This window comes from Streptomyces avermitilis MA-4680 = NBRC 14893, assembly GCF_000009765.2.
Taxonomy (GTDB): Bacteria; Actinomycetota; Actinomycetes; order Streptomycetales; family Streptomycetaceae; genus Streptomyces; species Streptomyces avermitilis.
Genome location: NC_003155.5, coordinates 4,256,179 through 4,275,501, shown reverse-complemented (window position 1 = coordinate 4,275,501; position 19,323 = coordinate 4,256,179). Strand labels below are relative to the sequence as shown.

Sequence of the window (19,323 nt, the reverse complement as noted above, 5' to 3'; positions counted from 1 at the left end):
GAGGGAAACAACCGCCATGGCTATCTTCCTCAACAAGGACAGCAAGGTCATCGTCCAGGGCATGACCGGTGCCACGGGCATGAAGCACACCAAGCTCATGCTGGCCGACGGCACGAACATCGTCGGCGGTGTGAACCCGCGCAAGGCGGGCACGTCCGTCGACATCGACGGCACCGACATCCCGGTGTTCGGCTCGGTAGCCGAGGCCATCGAGAAGACGGGCGCCAACGTGTCCGTCCTCTTCGTGCCGCCGGCTTTCGCCAAGGCCGCCGTCGTCGAGGCCATCGACGCGGAGATCCCCCTCGCGGTCGTCATCACCGAGGGCATCGCCGTCCACGACTCCGCCGCCTTCTGGGCGTACGCGAAGTCGAAGGGCAACAAGACCCGCATCATCGGCCCGAACTGCCCCGGTCTCATCACGCCGGGCCAGTCGAACGCCGGCATCATCCCGGGCGACATCACGAAGCCGGGCCGCATCGGCCTGGTCTCGAAGTCCGGCACGCTGACGTACCAGATGATGTACGAGCTCCGTGACATCGGCTTCTCGTCGGCCGTCGGCATCGGTGGCGACCCGATCATCGGTACGACGCACATCGACGCGCTCGCCGCGTTCGAGGCCGACCCCGACACCGACCTGATCGTCATGATCGGTGAGATCGGCGGCGACGCCGAGGAGCGTGCGGCGGACTTCATCGCGAAGAACGTGACGAAGCCGGTCGTCGGCTACGTCGCCGGCTTCACCGCGCCCGAGGGCAAGACCATGGGCCACGCCGGCGCCATCGTCTCCGGCTCCTCCGGCACGGCCGCCGCGAAGAAGGAGGCCCTCGAGGCCGCCGGCGTCAAGGTCGGCAAGACGCCGACCGAGACGGCGAAGCTGGCGCGCGCCATCCTCGGCAGCTGAGTACGGCCTGAGCGGCTGAACCACACCGGCTGAGCTTCCTGGCTCGAACGGCTGAACGCACGGACGGGCCCGCATCCCTCACCGGGGATGCGGGCCCGTCCGCGTACGCGCCACCTCAGTGGTCGTCGGGCCGTCCGCGTACGCGCCACCTCAGTGGTCGTCGGGCGTGAGCCTCTCCGGCCCGTTCAGCAGCTCCGACCTGAGCTTCGCGCGCAGTTCCAGCTCCTGCCGGGAGAGCGGGCCCGGAGCGACCCTGGGCGGTACCCCCTGCACCGTCGCGCCCGGCGCCACCGGCGGCTCGTAGTGGTCCTGGGCGTCCCGCAGGGTCAGCGCCGTCGCGCTGATGATCACGACGGTGAAGGCGACGGCCGCGCGGGTCCACTGACGGGCCCGCTGTTCGCTGCCGGTGCGTACCGTCGGGGGCCGCGCCGCGCGCAGGCGCTCCCCGGACGCCAGTGCGGTGAGCCGGCGGTGGAGTTCCTCCGGTGCCGCCAGCTCCGGCAGCCGCGCGGCGATCGCCCCGCGCGCGTGCAGCAGCCGGTTCGCCGCCGCGGGCGTGCTCGCCTCCGTCTCGGCCGCCGTCTCCGGCAGACCGAGCCCGACCCCGTCGTAGAGCAGCAGCGTGCGCCGGTGCGCGGGCGGCAGCTTGAGGAACGCCTCGAGCAGTACGCGGTCGGCCGCGTCGGCGGGCGGGGGTTCCGGGTGCCGGTGGCGCGGACGCAGCCGGTGCCAGGGCGAGAGCGCGTACTCGTACGCCGTCGCCCGCACCCACCCCCCGGGGTCCCGGTCGACGGCCACCTCGGGCCAGCGCTGCCAGGCCAGTTGGAACGCCCGTTCCACGGCCTCGCGCGCCAGCTCGCGCCGCCCGGTCAGCAGATAGGTCTGCCGTACGAGGGCGGGGGCGCAGAACGCGTACAGCGCGTCGAAGGCCTGAGAGGGCGTCAGCGCGGTCGTCGCGGTGGGATCTTCCGTGTCCGCGAGGATCTCGTCGGCGGTGGACACGGGGGTGAGGGCGGCACCCACCGGTACGCGTACCGGCTGTTCCTGACGGAGGGGCGCCTCGGCGGGCGGCCGCACGGCGGGGGGCTCCGTCTCCGGTGCGGCCGGTACCGGTGCGGCCGGTTTCGGGTCGACCGGGTCGGCGGCGGGCGGCTGAGGGGCGGTCAGTCCGGCCAGCGCCCGTGCGTACGCTTCCCGCTTGCGGCCGCGCGGTGTCGTACGGCCGGCCTCCCAGGAGCGCACCGTCTCGCGGCTGACACCCACCTTGGCGGCGAGCTGAGCCTGGGTCAGTGACTGGGCCTCGCGCAGGCGTCGGCGTTCCTGGGGGGAAGGCAGCGGGGTGTCAGGGCTCTGCGTCACAGGGCGCCCCTCCGTACGAAAAAGTACATAAACGTATATTGAGCGACACATCCGAGGTTCGCCTGTTACGCACGGAAAGCGCGTGTCGTTGGGAGCATGGCGGGTGTGACTCAATTGACCGATCACCGAACGCCGTTGTCGCCCCTGCTCACCCGGTTGCCCGACCGATCGCCCGGACTGGCCGCCAGCCTCCTGGGTGGTGCGCTTGCGGCGGTCCTGGGACTCGGCTCGTTCGCGGTGCTGGTGACGGTGCTGTGGATCAGTTCCCCCTACCCGGACAGCGGGCCCGGTGGGGCGCTGCACATCGGCGCCGCGCTGTGGCTGCTCGCACACGGTGTCGAACTCGTCCGCACCGACACGCTGGCCGGCGCGGCCCGCCCGGTCGGCGTCACCCCGCTGCTGCTGCTGGCGCTGCCGGTGTGGCTGGTGTTCCGGGCGGGGCGGGACGCCGTCGATGTGGACGAGGAAGGTGACATGCCGCCGGTGGCCGCGCGTACGGCCCTGTCCGGGGTGGTGGCGGGCTATGTGGTGGTGGGCGTGGCGGCCGGGGTGTACGCCTCGGGCGGCGCGCTGCGGCCCTCGTGGCTGTGGACCGCCGGGTGTCTGCCGCTGCTCGCCGTGACCGCGGCCGGGGCGGGGGTGTGGACGGCGTACGGGCGCCCGCGCGGGCCCTTGCCGCCGCTCGCGCGCCGGGCGCTGAACGCGCTGCCCGGGGGCGTACGGCGTTTTGTCACCGCCGATGCCCGGGGGTGGACGCGGGCCTCCCTGCGGGCGGGACTGGCCGGGGTGGCGGTGCTCGTCGGGGGTGGGGCGCTGCTGGTGGGGGTGTCGCTGGTGTGGCACGGGGGGCCGGCTCAGGACTCGTTCCTGCGGCTCACGGAGGGGTGGTCGGGGCGGTTCGCGGTACTGCTGCTGGCGTTGGTGCTGGTGCCGAACGCGGCGGTGCTGGGGGGCCGCGTACGGGCTGGGGCCCGGGTTCGAACTGGGGGCCGGGCATATGACCGGGCCGCTGGCCACCGGGACTCCGCCGGCGCTGCTGCCGCCGTTTCCGCTGCTGGCGGCGGTGCCTGAGGCTGCGGGGCCGTGGGGCTGGGTGGCGGGGGTGGTGCCGTTTGCGGCGGGGGTGACGGTGGGGTGGTTCACGGCGGGAGCGGCCGTGGCGGACGGGAAGGCGCGCTGGTCGCGGGCGCGGACAGCGGCGGTGGCCGGGGTGGCCAGCGCTGCTGTGCGGGGCCGTTCTCTGGATACTGGCACGCGCTGGCGGGCGGGCCGCTCAGGGGTGCGCACGCTGGCCCGGTTCGGGCCGGTGGGGTGGCAGGTGGGCGGTGCCACGGTCGGGTGGAAGGCGCTGGTGGGGGTGCCGGTGGCGGTGGGGGCGTGGGGGTGGCGCCTGAGCGGGCGGGGACCGGGGGACGGCGGGAGGTGACTCGGGATGCCGTCGCCGGCCGGCGGGCCAGGGCGGGGGAAGGGCGGCGAAGGCGACGTGGTGGTGGCGACACCGGCACCGGCGCCCGCGGCGACCCCCGCGCCTGTGCTGCCGGTGCCTTCGGCGGTCGACGAGACGTCCGAGCTGTACGACTTCCTGCCCTCGGACGCGGAGGGCTCGTCCTGGTACGACGACGCGGCACGGGAGAGCCGGTGGTCGGCGCTGAGGAAGGCGGCGACCTCCCCGGAACCGACGGAGGCGGCGGCGCCGACGGATGCGCGGGAGGCGCCCGCGCCACCGGAACCACGGGAGGTGGCGGCCACCCCGGAACCACGGGAGGCGCCGTCCTCACCGGAACCGCCGGAGGGGGCGACGCCACCCGAGCCGCCGCAGGCGCCGTGAGCGCGGACGGCGTGAGCGCGGACGGCGTGAGCGCGGACGGCGTGCCTCCGCGGCCGAAGCGGTGGAGCGGCGGCCGTCGGCGGCAGTCGTCAGCTCTGCGACCCCAGCAGGCCCCGCAGGTTCTTCGGGAGCAGATCGTTGCAGGACTGCTTCGCCGTCTGGGTGAGGGCGTCGTTCGTGCAGGTGTAGTAGTCGCTGTAGACCAGCTGCGCGGTGAACGTCGCCGCGACCATGACGATCGCCAGGGAAGCGGTGACCAGGCCGCTGATCGCCGCCGTCCGCTGCGGGCGGGCGTTGGCGGTCGCCTCCGGCGCCGGGTTGTCCGGGTCCGGCGTGCGGGGCTTGGCGCGCAGGGAGCTCGCGCCCCAGTACACGGCCAGCGCCCCCAGCAGCAGTGCCACGTACGGCCAGCTGAAGAGCGCGAAGAAGAAGGCCCACATGCCGCAGAGCAGTGCGTAGCGGGCGCGGCGCTGGGCCGGGTCCGCGGGGTCCCAGCGCAGGCCCGCACCCGGGCCTCCCGGGCCACCCGAACCCTCAGGACCGCCGCCCTGTCCGCCTTGTCCGTCCGGTCCGCCCGGCCGTCCCTGGCGGTCACCGAAGCCGCCCTCGCCCGAACGCCCCGGCTGCCGGTCGCTCCACTGGCTGCCCCAGGGGGACTGACCGGGCTGTCCCGACGGCCCTCCGTGCTCGTCCCCCTCCGGTCCGCCCGAGGGACGCCGCGGCTGCCAGGGCCGGTCCGGCGTCCCCTCCGGCGGCGGAGCGAACGGATTGTCCTCCGAGGAGCCCGAGTCGCCGGACCCCGAGGAGCCCGAGGAGCCCGAGGAGCCCGAGCCGCCGGACCCCGAGGTCGAAGCACCGGACCCCGAGGAGCCCGAGCCGCTCGACGGGGTCTCCGGGCTGCGCCCGCCCGCGGCGTCACGCTCGCCCGCGGGTGCGTCCTCGCCCTCCCGCGGCGGCGTGGGCTGCGGGGGAGAGGGGCGCCGCTCGCGCAGCAGGAGCTGAGGGAGTCGGAGACTGCGGTCCGGCATCAGGTGTGCGTCTTCCCCTTGGTGGTTCCGGCTGGTGGATCCGGCGGGCGGAATGTCCACCCCCGGGCATGCGTACCCGGCATGCGTACCCGTCCTGGTCAACGTCCCGCACGGAGAAGGCGTTCCCCGCGCCGGACCGTCTTCCCCGGGACGGGTCCTGCCCTGACGCTACCTTCCGGCCACGCCCCCGTCCCGTGGGGGCCGTCCGGAGTGCCGGTATCGTTGCTGCCGGTCGGCCGCTTCGTAGACTTCCCCGTATCGCGGGGCGCGAAGCATTCGTACGAATGAACAACCGGCCGTACGACCGACCGGACAGACGCTCCCCCGAGAAAGGGCCCCACCGTGGCCGCCAAGCCCGTGGCCAAGCGCCTCGTCGTGCTGGTTTCCGGATCCGGTACGAATCTGCAGGCTCTCCTCGACGCCATCGAGGCCCAGGGCATCGAGGCCTACGGGGCGGAGATCGTCGCCGTCGGCGCCGACCGCGACGGCATCGAAGGCCTCGCCCGCGCCGAGCGTGCGGCCCTGCCGACCTTCGTCCGCCGGGTGAAGGACTACGACACCCGTGACGAGTGGGACGCGGCGCTGACCGAGGCCGTCGCCGCGTACGAACCCGATCTCGTCGTCTCCGCCGGGTTCATGAAGATCGTGGGGAAGGAATTCCTCGCCAGGTTCGGCGGTCGGTTCGTGAACACGCACCCCGCCCTGCTGCCCAGTTTTCCCGGGGCCCACGGCGTGCGCGAGGCACTCGCGTACGGCGTGAAGGTCACCGGATGCACCGTCCACTTCGTCGACGACGGTGTCGACACCGGACCGATCATCGCTCAGGGCGTGGTGGAGATCCGGGACGAGGACGACGAGAGCGCTCTGCACGAGCGCATCAAGGAAGTCGAGCGAAGGCTGCTCGTCGAGGTCGTGGGGCGGCTCGCCCGCAACGGCCATCGCATTGAGGGACGAAAGGTAGTTATCCCGTGACCGCCGAAGGTACCGTGACCGCCGAGGGCACGCAGCGCCCGATCAGGCGCGCGCTCATCAGCGTCTACGACAAGACGGGGCTCGAAGACCTCGCCCGCGGCCTGCACGAGGCCGGTGTCGAGCTCGTCTCCACCGGCTCCACCGCCGCGAAGATCGCCGCGGCCGGCGTCCCGGTCACCAAGGTCGAGGAGCTGACCGGCTTCCCCGAGTGCCTGGACGGCCGCGTCAAGACGCTGCATCCCAAGGTCCACGCGGGCATCCTCGCCGACCTGCGGCTCGACGAGCACCGGCGTCAGCTCGAGGAACTGGGCGTGGAACCGTTCCAGCTCGTCGTCGTGAACCTCTACCCGTTCCGCGAGACCGTCGCCTCCGGCGCCTCCCCGGACGAGTGCGTCGAGCAGATCGACATCGGCGGCCCGTCCATGGTCCGTGCCGCCGCCAAGAACCACCCGTCCGTGGCCGTGGTCACCAGCCCCGAGCGGTACGCCGACGTCCTCTCCGCGGTCCGCGGCGGCGGCTTCGACCTCACCGCCCGCAAGCGGCTCGCCGCCGAGGCCTTCCGGCACACCGCGGCGTACGACGTCGCCGTCGCCTCCTGGTTCGCGTCCTCGTACGCCCCCGTCGACGAGTCCGTCTTCCCGGACTTCCTCGGTGCCACCTTCGAGCGCAAGAGCACCCTGCGCTACGGCGAGAACCCGCACCAGCCCGCCGCCCTCTACGTCGACGGCGGCGGCACCGGCCTCGCCGAGGCCGAGCAGCTGCACGGCAAGGAGATGTCGTACAACAACTACACGGACACGGACGCCGCGCGCCGTGCCGCGTACGACCACGCCGAGCCCTGCGTCGCGATCATCAAGCACGCCAACCCCTGCGGCATCGCGATCGGCGCGGACGTCGCCGAGGCGCACCGCAAGGCGCACGCCTGCGACCCGCTGTCCGCGTTCGGCGGTGTGATCGCGGTCAACCGCCCGGTGTCCAAGGAGCTGGCCGAGCAGGTCGCGGAGATCTTCACCGAGGTCATCGTCGCGCCCGGTTACGAGGACGGCGCGCTGGAGGCCCTCGCCAAGAAGAAGAACATCCGCGTGCTGCGGGCCCAGGACGCTCCGGCCAACCCGGCCGAGCTCAAGCAGATCGACGGCGGCGCGCTGCTCCAGGTCACCGACCGTCTCCAGGCCGACGGCGACGACCCGGCGAACTGGACCCTGGCCACCGGCGAGGCCCTGTCGCCCGCCGAGCTGGACGAGCTGGCCTTCGCCTGGCGAGCGTGCCGCGCGGTGAAGTCCAACGCGATCCTGCTCGCCAAGGACGGTGCCTCGGTGGGTGTCGGCATGGGTCAGGTCAACCGGGTCGACTCCGCGAAGCTGGCGGTCGAGCGGGCGGGCGAGGAGCGTGCCCGTGGTGCGTTCGCCGCGTCGGACGCGTTCTTCCCGTTCCCCGACGGCCTGGAGATCCTCACCGCGGCGGGCGTCAGGGCCGTGGTCCAGCCCGGCGGTTCGGTCCGTGACGAACTGGTCGTGGAGGCCGCGAAGAAGGCGGGCGTGACGATGTACTTCACGGGCACGCGCCACTTCTTCCACTAGGTCCACCAGCACCAGGGCCGTGTCTCCCCCTTGCGTAAGGGGGAGACACGGCCCTGAGTGTGTCTGAGTGGCGCGAACCCGTCGCTCTGCGCTGCGCGCACAAGCCCTGCGCTGCCCTGCGCTGCGCGAAGCCCTGCCCTGCGCTGCGCGCGAAGCCCTCGTTCAGTTCTGGATGACCATCGTGCCGGCGGCCTTGTCGTGCCAGCCCTGCTGGCGGCCCGACTTGTCCCAGAAGGGGGACAGGTAGACCAGGACCTGGCCGATACCGCAGGCCAGGCTGCCGACGAGCGGGATGATCCAGCGGATGAACGAGGAGCCCAGGCCCGGCTTCTGGCCGGTGTCCGCCTTCACCACGCGGATGCCGACAGCGAGCTTGCCGAGGGTGGCGCCGACCAGGCCGGTCATCAGCCACTCGTAGAGCAGACCGACGATCGCGAGAACGGCGATCATGCTGCCGATCTTGGCGGCGATGTCCGAACTCGCGTTGTTGATGCAGGTGTTGTAGTCCGCGGCGTTCGGGTCGCAGTCCTGCGCGGCGCCGATGGAACCGGCCACGCCGATGGCGCCGAGGATGAAGTAGATGACGAAGAAGGCCACGCCGTCGATCGCGCGGGCGCCGAGGCGGCGGCCCATCGAGGCGACGCGCGGGCCGGGTCCGCCCGGTCCGCCCGGGTAGCCGTAGCCGGGCTGGCCCTGCTGGGGGTAGCCGTAACCCTGCTGCGGAATGCCTCCCGGCGCCTGCGGGTAGGGCGGCTGGCCCTGCTGGGGGTAGCCGTAACCCTGCTGGGGGTTCTGCGGCTGTCCGTACGGATTGTCGGGCGCGCCGAAACTCATGGCGATTTTTCCTCCGTTGCAAAGGCGGGGACGTTGCGGATTGCGCGGAGGAACGTCACGATACGAGCGGTTTGCCCCCCAACACTGACCGCGTAGTGCGGCGTTCATCGTGGTAGGAGGGGCACTTTTTGTCCAGTAGATACGATGAGCTGTTGTGCAGTCGCAATGTCTGTGATCGCGCAGCCGCGGGCAGCGCGGCCCTGATTGGAACCGGGGGCCGGTCATCCGCGAGGATGGGGTCATGACCGCCCAGATTCTCGATGGCAAGGCCACCGCAGCCGCGATCAAGTCCGATCTGACCGCCCGCGTGGCGGCCCTCAAGGAAAAGGGTGTGACGCCCGGCCTCGGCACGATCCTCGTCGGGGACGACCCCGGCAGCCAGAAGTACGTCGCGGGCAAGCACCGCGACTGCGCCCAGGTCGGCATCGCCTCCATCCAGCGGGAGCTGCCCGCGACCGCCACGCAGGAGGAGATCGAGGCGGCCGTACGCGAGCTGAACGAGGACCCGGCCTGCACCGGCTACATCGTCCAGCTGCCGCTGCCCAAGGGCATCGACGAGAACCGCATCCTGGAGCTGATGGACCCGGACAAGGACGCGGACGGCCTGCACCCGATGAACCTCGGCCGCCTCGTCCTGAACGAGCCGGCCCCCCTGCCCTGCACCCCGAACGGCGTCCTCACCCTGCTCCGCCGCTACGGCGTGGAGATCAAGGGCGCGGAGGTCGTGGTCGTCGGCCGCGGCGTGACCATCGGGCGTCCGATGCCGTTGCTGCTGACGCGGCGCAGCGAGAACGCGACGGTCACGCAGTGCCACACCGGTACGCGCGACCTCTCCTCGCACCTCAAGCGCGCCGACATCATCGTCGCCGCGGCGGGTTCCGCGCACCTGATCCGGCCCGAGGACGTGAAGCCGGGCGCGGCCGTGCTCGACGTCGGTGTCTCGCGCAGCGCCGAGGGCAAGATCGTCGGCGATGTCCACCCCGGTGTCGCCGAGGTGGCCGGCTGGATCTCCCCGAACCCGGGCGGCGTCGGCCCGATGACCCGCGCCCAGCTGCTCGTCAATGTGGTCGAGGCGGCGGAGCGCAGTGTCGGCTGAGGGCGGGCCCGAGAAGGCTCCGGACAAGAACGCGGCGACCAGGACCACGGAGCCGCGCACGGGCTCGGGGCGGTCGTCGGGTGTGAGCGGTGAGCCGGCCGTGCGGGACGCGAGCGTCGAGGGCGTGGGCGGCGGCCCGGCCGCGGAGGACGCGAACGGCGGACCGGCCGTGCGGGACGCGAGTGGTGCGCCGGCCACGGAAGGCGGGCCGGCCGCGGATGGCGAGAGTGGCGCACCCGCCGTGGCGGAGGCGAGTGGTTCGCCGGTCGAGCGGGACGCGAATGGCGGGCCGGTCGTGCTGGACGCCGTCAGCGCTCCCGATGCCGACGGGAAGCCGCGGCGGACCACCCGCCGTTTCCCGTCCTTCACCCGGGACACCGCGCGGCCCGAGGGCGGTGGCCGCGCCGCGTCCTCGGACGCGCCCGCGCCCGCCCGCCAGTGGCCGATCCTCACCGTGCTGACCGCCGTCGGGCTCGGGCTGCTGCTCACCGCGCTGGACGTGGTCCGCTTCGGCACGGTCCTGATCGGCGTGGCGCTGCTCGCCGGCGCCGCGATGCGCTGGGTGCTGCCCGATGTGGGCATGCTCGCGGTCCGGTCGCGGTTCACGGACATGGTCACGTACGGCGTGCTGGGCGTCGCCATCGTGCTGCTCGCGATGATGGCTCAGCCGAACCCGTTGCTGGAGATCCCGTTCCTGGACGACACGCTGCACTTCACGATCCGTACGTAGCGCTCCGCGGGTGGGGCCGGGGGCGGGGTGTGACCGGCGGCCGGTTCGGAAGGTGCGGGCCGGCGGTGGCTGGTCGCGCCCACGCGACGGAGTCGCATGTCGACACCGTCCCGCGCCCCTTTCGGAGCCCGAAGTGTGCGTACGGCGTCTGCGGGTTGTGCTGTATCCGGCGGGCGGCGTTCGGGGTGTCCGGTGAATCGAACACCCCTGGTTCTCGCCACGCTTCCGGCTCGGGCGGCCACGATGGTCGGGCGGGTCGTAAGGGGGGAACGACGTGGCGGAACGGGGCATGGGGGAGTGGGCGCCGCTGCCCGCGGACCTGGGGCGGGAGGCCCGCGCGCTGGCCGAGTCCTGCCGTCTCCTCAAGGAACGCACCGGACTCAGCCTGGCCGCTCTGGCGGAGCGGACCCACTATTCCAAGTCCTCCTGGCAGCGCTGTCTCAACGGCCGCCAGATACCGCCCCGTTCGGCCCTGCGGTTCCTCGCCGAGGCGGCCGGGGCCGACCCGGCCCGGCTGCTCGGCCTGCGTGAGGCGGTGCTGCGGTCCGGCCGGGGTCCCCTAGCGCCGCCCGGGCCCCGGCAGCCGTCGGACGGGCGTGGGCCGTCGCACGGGCGCGGGGAGCCCGCCGAGGCGGTGCCGCAGGAGGCGATGCCTCAGGACGCGTCACCGGCGTCACCGGCCGAGTCCGGCCGGACAGCGCGGGAGGAGCGGCGGGCCGGGAAGAGTGTCCCGGCGTCCGCCGCTCCCACGGCCCCGCTCGCGGCGGCGGTGCGCCGCTGGCGGCTGATCGCCGCCGTACTGCTGGCACTGCTCCTCGCCGTCACCGGCACGGCCCTGGCCGTCATCGGCCAGGGCCGCACCGACTGCGAGCCGGTCACGACGAATCCTTGAGGCCCCCATCGGTGCCGCGGGTGGGCCCGACCGGTCGTCGGGCGGGCTGATCCATGAGGGATCAGGAGGACCCGCCGGCTGTCAGTACGCGGCCGCGACCCACTCGTCGTCGACCTTGACGAAGTAGACCTGCTGGGTGACGCCCGCGACGGTCAGGCGCTTGAACTGGACGGTCTCGTCGATGACGCCGTCGTAGATGACGAGGCCCTTCTTGTTCGCGGAGCCCAGGTTGTTGTCCGCGAGCGAGAACGACGCTCCGTCGGCCTTGCCGGTCTGCTTGAGGCCGTTGCCGGCCTGCCAGAACTTCGTCGCCGAGACCGTCCGGCTGTTGAAGTCGCCGGTGATGTCGTCCTGGGTGAACGACTTCAGCGTCCCGTTCTTGGCCTTCCACTTGGCACCGTCGGCCCACAGGACCGTCTGCCACAGGGCGACCGCGTTGCTGGTGTCGTCCTTGGCGAGGGTCCCCTCGTCGTTCCAGTCGTCGTGGGTACCGGCCTTGCCGTCGACGAAGCCCGTGTCCTCTGAGGCCAGGGCCGTGCCGACGGCCGCGATCGACCCGAGTGCCGTGCCCGCGGCCAGAACCGCCGCCACCGCTGCCGTGCGGATGTGCTTGCGCATGGTCTTCATTCCTCTCCCCGGACCGCTTGCTCCGCTGATCCCGTGATCCCCCGGTGCGGCCCGTGGCTCGTTGTGTGCCAACAGCCATCAGGTCGCGGCAGGCCGTGCCGCGGCTCCCCGGATCGGCCGGGGCGGGACGAACCGGGACGTCCCGGGCCGGGACCTGCGGGGTCCCGGCGCGCCTCGCGGGACGTGGCGGGACGGGACCGGGGGCGGGACGGGACGCGGGACGTGAGGCGCGGGGCGCCGGGTGCGCAGGGGGCCCGGGAGGCGCCGGGCACAGGGTGGCGCCCGTCCTCACCCCCGTGGGAGGACGGGCGCCAGAGGCGGCCGGGCCGCCCGTGGTCAACACTCGGCCACACGGAATCAGCTGTTCAACACCTGGCAGTCCGCTGTGGCACGGAAGTGACCATTCCGCTACCGTGTCCGCGCCCGGCAACGGGAACCGAGAGGCAACCGAACGGCAACCGCGTGGGAACCGATCCGCCGCCTGACATCGTCCATCGCTCAGATCGGGCGATGCGGAAGAGGTGAATGATGGGTGCCTGGCAGCCGCTGCCGGACGATCTGCCGCCGGAGGTACGGCACTTCGTGGAGCAGCTGCGGCTCCTCAAGGACCGCACGGGATTGAGCCTGGTCGCGCTCGGCGCACGCACCGCCTACAGCAAGTCCTCCTGGCAGCGCTACCTCAACGCGACCCAGCCGCCGCCCCGGCAGGCGGTCGCCGCGCTGTGCCGGGTCGCGGGCCTCGCCGAAAGCGAGGCCGAACGCTTCGGCGTGCGATGGGAGTTGGCGGTCCACGCCTGGCCCCGCCCGCCGGCCCCCGCACCCGCTCACGCCGGCGGACCGACGGGCGGACCGACGGGCGAGCCGATGGGCGGACCGGCCCCCGGCGCGTACGAGGACGATCCGACGCTCCCTTGGTGGGACGCGCGCGACAACGTCCCCGAACCCCGCTGGTCCCCGACGCGGCTGCTCGCGGTCGCCGGCGTCATCGCCGTCGCCCTCCTGCTCTGCGTACTCATCGGCGCCTTCGCGCTGACGTGACGGCACCATGGGGGGCGCACGGGCTCCGTGGGACGTTCCGTGCGTCGGTCGAGGGCGTTCCGGCCGACTGCCCGAGGTGTCGGTGGGACACTGGACCAGGGCCTCATGGGCGCGCAACGGCGCGCGCTCAGGCCCGAATGCTCCCGTGCGCCCCCTATGGGGGAACTGAGATCCTGGCCGGGCGCATCCCTGTGGGTAGCCAGAACGGGGACTCGCGGAGGGTGTCGCGAGCGAGGAAGTCCGGCACGCACGAGGGAAGCCAGGTACGTATGTACGGGGGGAAGACCAGACACGTACGGGGGGACAGTTCAGGCTCGTACGGGGGAAGAGGGGGAAGCAATGCCTCGTTGGAAGGCTTTGCCGGATGAACTCGATCCGCAGGTCAGGGAGTTCGCAAGCCAGTTGCGCAGGCTCGTCGACCGCAGCGGGCTGAGCATAGCCGCGGTGGCCGACCGCACGGGCTACAGCAAGACGTCCTGGGAGCGATACCTCAACGGCCGGCTGCTCGCGCCCAAGGGCGCCATCGTCGCCCTGGCCGAGGTCACCGGCACCAATCCCATTCATCTGACCACCATGTGGGAGCTGGCCGAGCGCGCCTGGAGCCGCTCGGAGATGCGCCACGACATGACGATGGAGGCGATCCGGATATCCCAGGCGCGCGCCGCGCTCGGGGAGTCCGGTGCCCCACCGGCGGCGGGCAGGAACGGCAAGGCGGCGCGCGGCGCCACGGTGCTGCCCGGCGTGGCGGGCCCGGCCGGCGTCTCGCCGACCATTCCGCCGCAGCCGACGGCCCCGGACGTCCAGGACTCGTCGGGCGAGGCCCGGCGGGGCGCCCTGCGGGGCGGCTCCTCCGGCGGCTCTTCCGGTGCCTCCGCCGCCTCCTCGGGAGGCAACTCGTGGGGGCTCGCCGGGTACGCGGGCCCGGCACAGGCCGACGGGCGCGCGCCCGCCGCTCCCACCGGGCGCTCGGGCTCGCCCGAGAAGGGGGGACCTCGGTCGCCCGGGGGGCCGGGCCGGACGCCGGAGGCCGCCGCTCACGGAGCGCCGGGCGGACAGCCGCCACGGGACTCCGGTCCCCCTGCGGTCGGCTCGCCCGACGGGGCGCGGCGCAAGCGGCGGCTGACGATGTTCCTCGCGGGCGTCGTCGGCGCACTCGTCGTGATCGCGGCGGCCGTCTTCCTCACGAACAACGGCGGCGACAAGGACAACGAGACCGCGCCGAAGTCACCCGCGGCCTCGGCCTCCGCCGACCCCGACCTGCCGGCGGGCGTGAAGTGCAGCGGCAAGAGCTGCACCGGCAAGGACCCGGAGAACATGGGCTGCGGTGGCGAGTTGGCCAAGACCTCCAACAGCGTCACCGTCGGCACGACCCTCGTCGAGGTCCGCTACAGCAAGACCTGCGGCGCGGCCTGGGCCCGTATCACCCGGGCCGTGCCGGGCGACGAGGTCACCGTGGCCTCGGGCGCGTCGGCGAAGCAGACCGGCACGGTCGAGGCGGCCGCGGACACCGACGCGTACACCCCGATGGTGGCCGTGAAGGACGCCGGCGAGGCGAAGGCCTGCGTGACCCTGAAGGCGGGCCAGAAGGGCTGCACCACCTGAGTGGCATCCGGGGGAGCGTGGGGGCGTTCCCCCGGGAAGCAGCCGACGCCGCCGAAGCAGCCGAAGCCGCCGACGCCGCCGAAGCAGCCGAAGCAGCCGAAGCCGCCGACGCCGCCGAAGCCGCCGAGCCAGCCGAAGCGGGACGAGGAAAACTCATTCGAAATTGGGGGGCATGGCCGCCCGCACCCTGGGCAGGCGCACCGTACCCCCACGGGAGTCCGGCCCGTCCGGGAGGGCGACAGTCCTTCCCGGCTCCGGCACCCCTCATGGCGGCCGCCTCGTTCCCCCCTCTCCCGAACGGGCGGCCGCCGCCCCCTCCGTGACCATCTGTGGGGTGGGCCACACCGACCCGGACGTCTCGGATGCCGGATGCGCGATAGCCTGACGGGCGGATCTCTCTTGACGCCAAGAGATCGATCATCTGTACCCCTGATCGATCATTCCGGCGGACGCAGGGGATCCGGAACCTGCACCCGGGGCAGCGACGCCCCACCGCCAGCTGTCCTACGGAGAACGCCATGACCCGCACTCCCGTGAACGTCACCGTCACCGGCGCGGCCGGCCAGATCGGTTACGCCCTGCTCTTCCGCATCGCCTCCGGCCAGCTGCTCGGCGCGGACGTGCCGGTCAAGCTGCGTCTCCTGGAGATCACCCCGGCGCTCAAGGCCGCCGAGGGCACGGCGATGGAGCTCGACGACTGCGCCTTCCCGCTCCTTCAGGGCATCGACATCACGGACGACCCGAACGTCGCCTTCGACGGCACCAACGTCGGTCTGCTCGTCGGCGCCCGCCCCCGCACCAAGGGCATGGAGCGCGGCGACCTGCTCTCCGCCAACGGCGGCATCTTCAAGCCGCAGGGCAAGGCCATCAACGACAACGCCGCGGACGACGTCAAGATCCTCGTCGTCGGCAACCCGGCGAACACCAACGCGCTCATCGCGCAGGCCGCCGCCCCGGACGTACCGGCCGAGCGCTTCACCGCGATGACCCGTCTGGACCACAACCGTGCGCTGACCCAGCTCGCGAAGAAGACGGGCAGCACGGTCGCCGACATCAAGCGTCTGACGATCTGGGGCAACCACTCCGCCACCCAGTACCCGGACATCTTCCACGCCTCGGTCGCCGGCAAGAACGCCGCCGAGGTCGTGAACGACGAGAAGTGGCTGGCCGAGGACTTCATCCCGACGGTCGCCAAGCGCGGCGCCGCGATCATCGAGGCCCGTGGCGCGTCCTCCGCCGCGTCGGCCGCCAACGCCGCCATCGACCACGTGTACACCTGGGTCAACGGCACCGCGGACGGCGACTGGACCTCCATGGGCATCCCGTCGGACGGTTCCTACGGCGTCCCGGAGGGCCTCATCTCCTCCTTCCCGGTCACCACCAAGGACGGCCGGTACGAGATCGTCCAGGGCCTGGAGATCAACGAGTTCTCCCGCGCCCGCATCGACGCCTCCGTCAAGGAGCTCGAGGAGGAGCGCGAGGCGGTCCGCGCCCTCGGCCTCATCTGAGCCCACACGCTTGACGCGTAGCACCGCGCAAGGCCCCGCCGCCGGATCCGTTCCGGGGGCGGGGCCTTCCGCTTGTCCGTCATGCGTACCGAAAGTACGTATCGAACGTGCGTACTTAATCGGCGTTTGAGGTGACACGACGGACGGGACCGTCGCTATCGTCGAATCCTGGTGTGGGTGGGGCAGGGGGACGAGATGCAGCAACGGCGGGACCCGGACAGACAACAGTGGAGCGGCGACGGGCACGACGACGGGCACGGCGGTGGCCACGACGGCGGGAACGACGGCGGGAACGACGGCGGCGAGCGGGCGGAGCCGTCGCGCGACACGCCGTTGTGGCAGCGACCGCCCGTACCTCCGTCGGACGAGGCACCGGACACCCCCTGGTGGGCGGGCGCCGAGACCCAGGCGGCGGGGGTACGGCCTCCCGCGCCACCGTCGCCGCCGACGGAAGAACCGTGGGCCGCGCCTCCAACGCCGGAAGAACCGTGGTCCTCGCCTCCGTCTCCGTCGGCGGAAGAACCGTGGTCCTCGCCCGCGCCTGCGCCGCCGGAAGAGCCGTGGGCCGCGCCCCCGCCCGCGGAAGAGCCGTGGTCCCCGCCTCCGTCGGCATCAACCCCATGGTCCTCGCCTCCTCCGCCTCCCCCGCCCGACTCCTGGTCGTCCCCCGTCCCCGTCGTCGGCGGCGGCACGCCGCCCGGCTCGGGCGGGTCCCGGCGCACGCTCGTCCTCGTCGCGGTGCTGGCGGTGCTCGCGGGCGCCGGGGTGGGGGTTCGGGCGTGGGTGCTGACCCGCGACGACTCCACGGAGCACACGGGGGCGGCGGGCGCCGGGCCGTCCGTGACCGTCACCGCCACGGCGACGGCCGGGGAGGACGCCGCGGGGCAGGGCGGCTCCACGCTGTCCGACGGCGACAGCGTCGGCACGGACGCGCAGCCGTCGTCCGCCGCAGCCCAGCCGTCCCCCGGCTACAGCCGGGCCGTCGACCCGGTCGGCTACACCGTCGACGTGCCGCAAGGGTGGGTGCGTGAGGAGAAACGGGGAGTCAGCGCCGAGGTCGTCACCTACGCCTCACCGGACGACGGCCGCACGCTGAAGCTGTTCCAGGTCGTCGAGAACACCCCGGCCGAATCCCTCGACCTGGCGGAGAACGGTCCCGGCGGATTCGACGGGCTGGCGGATTTCCACGTCCTCGACCGGTCCTCCGGCGCAGACTGGGCCAGGCTCGACTACCGCTACGACGACCCGAAGAGCGGCACCACGCAGGTCATCGACCACCGCTTCACAGCGGCCGACGGCACGCTGTACGCGATCCGTTCGAGCGGCCCCTCCGGCCTGGACGTGGCCGAGCCGTTCACCGTGGCCCTGAACTCGTTCTGCCCGACCGGGGCGAGCTGCACGAGCCCCTGACACCGGCGAGTCGCCGCGACACGGACGAGTCGCCGCACTCGATCCCGGGACGCCGTCCTCGTACGCCCCGCCCCGCCCGTCCGACGCGCGCCGTGCCACATCACCTCACCCTGGGTGATGCCCGGCGCCGCTCGGCGTGCCTTTCTGTCCTTTTGGTCGCATTTTCCGTGACGCCGCACACTTTCGGCCATCGATCGCGCATGCATATCCCACTCAGGGGCAGGTGCTCACGGCCCCCAAGAGTGACACGGGTGTGACACAGGGGCACCGAACAGGAACGGAAGGCAATACCGATCATGGCCGGACAGCAGGCACGGCAGGCAGGGCAGACGCAGCGGACCATCCATGTCGGCGGGGAGTGGCGCGAAGCCGACTCCCGCGCCACGCGCGAGATCCTCGACCCCGCGGACGCCAAGCCGTTCGCCGTCGTCGCGGAGGGTGACGAGCGGGACGCCGACGCGGCCGTCGCCGCCGCCCGGCGCGCCTTCGACTCGGGCGAGTGGCCGCACACGCCCGTCGCCGAGCGCGCCGCCCTGCTGCGCCGCGTCGCCGATCTCCTCGTGCGCGATCGGGAATCGCTGGGCCTGCTGGAGAGCCGGGACGCGGGCAAGACCCTCGAAGAGGGGCGCGTCGACATCGACTGCGTCGCGGACGCCTTCCGCTACTTCGCCGATCTGGTCGTCGGCGAGGGTGGCGGCCGGGTCGTCGACGCGGGTTCGCCCGACATCCACAGCGTCGTCGTGCACGAGCCGGTCGGCGTCTGCGCCATGATCACGCCCTGGAACTACCCGCTCCTCCAGGCCAGTTGGAAGATCGCGCCCGCCCTCGCCGCCGGCAACACCTTCGTGATCAAGCCGAGTGAGATCACTCCGCTGACCACCGCCGCCCTCGTCGACCTGCTCGTCGAGGCCGGAGCGCCCGCCGGTGTCGCGAACATCGTCACCGGCCCCGGCCACACCGTCGGCGCCCGGCTCGCCGAGCACCCCGACGTCGACCTGATCTCCTTCACCGGCGGACTCGCCAGCGGCACCAAGGTCGCGCAGGCCGCCGCCGTCAGCGTCAAGAAGGTCGCGCTCGAACTCGGCGGCAAGAACCCCAACGTCGTCTTCGCCGACGCCTGCGCGACCGACGAGGACTTCGACACCGCCGTCGACCAGGCCCTCAACGCCGCCTTCATCCACAGCGGCCAGGTCTGCTCGGCGGGCGGCCGCCTCATCGTCGAGGAATCCGTCCGCGAGCGCTTCGTCGCCGAACTCGTCCGCAGGGCGGGCCGGATCAGGCTCGGCCGCGGCACCGAGGACGGCGTCGAGTGCGGTCCGCTCGTCTCCGAGCAGCAGCGCGACAAGGTCGAGGGGTACGTGGCCTCGGCACTGTCCGAGGGAGCGGTGCTGCGGACCGGCGGCAGGCGGCCCGAGCCGAGCGACGTCAGGCCCGCGGCCGGCTACTTCTTCGAGCCGACCGTCCTCGACCAGTGCCACCGCGGGATGAAGGTCGTACGCGAGGAGGTCTTCGGGCCCGTCCTGACCGTCGAGACCTTCCGCACCGAGGACGAGGCCGTCGCCCTGGCCAACGACACCGAGTACGGGCTCGCCGGCGCCGTCTGGACCAGCGACGCCGGCCGCGCCCGCCGGGTCGCCGGACGCCTGCGCCACGGCACCGTCTGGATCAACGACTTCCACCCCTACCTCCCGCAGGCGGAGTGGGGCGGCTTCGGCAAGAGCGGGGTCGGGCGCGAGCTGGGACCCGCCGGACTCGCCGAGTACCGCGAGACCAAGCACGTCTACCAGAACCTCGCGCCGAAGCCCGTGCGCTGGTTCGCAGGCTGAGGACGGCCCGCCCGGCCCCTGTTCCGCACCCCGGCACCACGTCGCGGGCCGACGCCGTCCCCCGACCCTCGCACTACCCCACGTCCCAAGTA

18 protein-coding genes are annotated in these 19,323 nt (G+C 72.8%); 14 read left to right on the top strand and 4 right to left on the bottom strand.

Going from position 1 to position 19,323, the window contains the following annotated elements; all coding sequences use genetic code 11:
* The first annotated feature begins 16 nt into the window (after window positions 1-16).
* Complete coding sequence (gene sucD, locus SAVERM_RS17840; RefSeq protein ID WP_010984882.1) at window positions 17-901, top strand: succinate--CoA ligase subunit alpha; 885 nt, start codon at window positions 17-19, stop codon at window positions 899-901.
* A gap of 150 nt (window positions 902-1,051) precedes the next feature.
* Here the strand turns inward: sucD and SAVERM_RS17835 are convergent, their stop codons facing one another.
* Window positions 1,052-2,260 (bottom strand): helix-turn-helix domain-containing protein, encoded by a 1,209-nt coding sequence (locus SAVERM_RS17835; RefSeq protein ID WP_048894568.1) that lies wholly within the window; start codon window positions 2,258-2,260, stop codon window positions 1,052-1,054.
* A gap of 114 nt (window positions 2,261-2,374) precedes the next feature.
* Here SAVERM_RS17835 and SAVERM_RS45575 point away from each other — a divergent pair, with 114 nt between their 5' ends.
* Genes SAVERM_RS45575 through SAVERM_RS45565 form a run of 3 tightly spaced genes read left to right on the top strand, consistent with a single transcriptional unit; the run spans window position 2,375 to window position 4,088 of the window.
* Window positions 2,375-3,331 carry a cell division protein PerM gene (locus tag SAVERM_RS45575; protein ID WP_338058987.1) on the top strand — a complete coding sequence of 319 codons (957 nt, stop codon included), beginning with the start codon at window positions 2,375-2,377 and terminating at the stop codon, window positions 3,329-3,331.
* On the top strand, window positions 3,258-3,686 hold the full coding sequence (locus SAVERM_RS45570) for a cell division protein PerM (RefSeq protein ID WP_063823069.1): 429 nt from the start codon (window positions 3,258-3,260) through the stop codon (window positions 3,684-3,686). Before SAVERM_RS45575 ends, SAVERM_RS45570 begins: the two co-directional genes overlap by 74 nt.
* Before the next feature lie 6 nt (window positions 3,687-3,692).
* Window positions 3,693-4,088, top strand: coding sequence for a hypothetical protein (locus tag SAVERM_RS45565; RefSeq protein WP_010984878.1), 396 nt, complete (start codon window positions 3,693-3,695; stop codon window positions 4,086-4,088).
* Window positions 4,089-4,177: 89 nt separating this feature from the next.
* Here the strand turns inward: SAVERM_RS45565 and SAVERM_RS17825 are convergent, their stop codons facing one another.
* Window positions 4,178-5,116, bottom strand: a complete 939-nt coding sequence (locus SAVERM_RS17825) for a hypothetical protein (protein WP_010984877.1) — start codon at window positions 5,114-5,116, stop codon at window positions 4,178-4,180.
* A 342-nt stretch (window positions 5,117-5,458) separates the two neighbouring features.
* On the opposite strand from SAVERM_RS17825, the gene purN reads away from it, so the two are divergent.
* Together purN and purH are read left to right on the top strand one after the other, a co-directional pair.
* A complete protein-coding gene (gene purN / locus SAVERM_RS17820) occupies window positions 5,459-6,088 on the top strand; it encodes a phosphoribosylglycinamide formyltransferase (RefSeq protein WP_010984876.1) in 630 nt (209 codons plus the stop codon).
* 14 nt (window positions 6,089-6,102) lie between these two features.
* Window positions 6,103-7,668, top strand: coding sequence for a bifunctional phosphoribosylaminoimidazolecarboxamide formyltransferase/IMP cyclohydrolase (gene purH / locus SAVERM_RS17815; RefSeq protein ID WP_107083295.1), 1,566 nt, complete (start codon window positions 6,103-6,105; stop codon window positions 7,666-7,668).
* A gap of 162 nt (window positions 7,669-7,830) precedes the next feature.
* Here purH and SAVERM_RS17810 read toward each other — a convergent pair whose 3' ends face one another.
* A complete protein-coding gene (locus tag SAVERM_RS17810) occupies window positions 7,831-8,502 on the bottom strand; it encodes an RDD family protein (RefSeq protein WP_010984874.1) in 672 nt (223 codons plus the stop codon).
* Window positions 8,503-8,743: 241 nt separating this feature from the next.
* Between SAVERM_RS17810 and SAVERM_RS17805 the strand changes: the two genes are divergently transcribed.
* The 3 genes from SAVERM_RS17805 to SAVERM_RS44790 all read left to right on the top strand — a co-directional run bounded on the left by SAVERM_RS17805 (window position 8,744) and on the right by SAVERM_RS44790 (window position 11,220).
* Window positions 8,744-9,598: a bifunctional methylenetetrahydrofolate dehydrogenase/methenyltetrahydrofolate cyclohydrolase gene (locus SAVERM_RS17805; protein WP_010984873.1), complete on the top strand. Its 855-nt coding sequence runs from the start codon at window positions 8,744-8,746 to the stop codon at window positions 9,596-9,598.
* A 241-nt stretch (window positions 9,599-9,839) separates the two neighbouring features.
* A complete protein-coding gene (locus SAVERM_RS17800) occupies window positions 9,840-10,328 on the top strand; it encodes a DUF3017 domain-containing protein (protein ID WP_242432317.1) in 489 nt (162 codons plus the stop codon).
* 274 nt (window positions 10,329-10,602) lie between these two features.
* Complete coding sequence (locus SAVERM_RS44790; protein WP_010984871.1) at window positions 10,603-11,220, top strand: helix-turn-helix domain-containing protein; 618 nt, start codon at window positions 10,603-10,605, stop codon at window positions 11,218-11,220.
* A gap of 81 nt (window positions 11,221-11,301) precedes the next feature.
* Here SAVERM_RS44790 and SAVERM_RS17790 read toward each other — a convergent pair whose 3' ends face one another.
* Complete coding sequence (locus SAVERM_RS17790; protein ID WP_010984870.1) at window positions 11,302-11,838, bottom strand: peptidoglycan-binding domain-containing protein; 537 nt, start codon at window positions 11,836-11,838, stop codon at window positions 11,302-11,304.
* Between the two features lie 537 nt (window positions 11,839-12,375).
* On the opposite strand from SAVERM_RS17790, the gene SAVERM_RS17785 reads away from it, so the two are divergent.
* The 5 genes from SAVERM_RS17785 (at window position 12,376) to SAVERM_RS17765 (ending at window position 19,231) form a co-directional block, all read left to right on the top strand.
* Window positions 12,376-12,885, top strand: coding sequence for a helix-turn-helix domain-containing protein (locus SAVERM_RS17785; RefSeq protein ID WP_037645213.1), 510 nt, complete (start codon window positions 12,376-12,378; stop codon window positions 12,883-12,885).
* 339 nt (window positions 12,886-13,224) lie between these two features.
* Window positions 13,225-14,487: a DUF2690 domain-containing protein gene (locus SAVERM_RS17780; RefSeq protein WP_010984868.1), complete on the top strand. Its 1,263-nt coding sequence runs from the start codon at window positions 13,225-13,227 to the stop codon at window positions 14,485-14,487.
* 518 nt (window positions 14,488-15,005) lie between these two features.
* A complete protein-coding gene (locus SAVERM_RS17775; RefSeq protein ID WP_010984867.1) occupies window positions 15,006-15,995 on the top strand; it encodes a malate dehydrogenase in 990 nt (329 codons plus the stop codon).
* Between the two features lie 177 nt (window positions 15,996-16,172).
* Entirely contained in the window at window positions 16,173-17,405 is a 1,233-nt protein-coding gene (locus SAVERM_RS43975) for a hypothetical protein (RefSeq protein WP_161271976.1), read from the top strand.
* A 296-nt stretch (window positions 17,406-17,701) separates the two neighbouring features.
* A complete protein-coding gene (locus SAVERM_RS17765) occupies window positions 17,702-19,231 on the top strand; it encodes an aldehyde dehydrogenase family protein (RefSeq protein WP_010984865.1) in 1,530 nt (509 codons plus the stop codon).
* Window positions 19,232-19,323 lie beyond the last annotated feature (92 nt).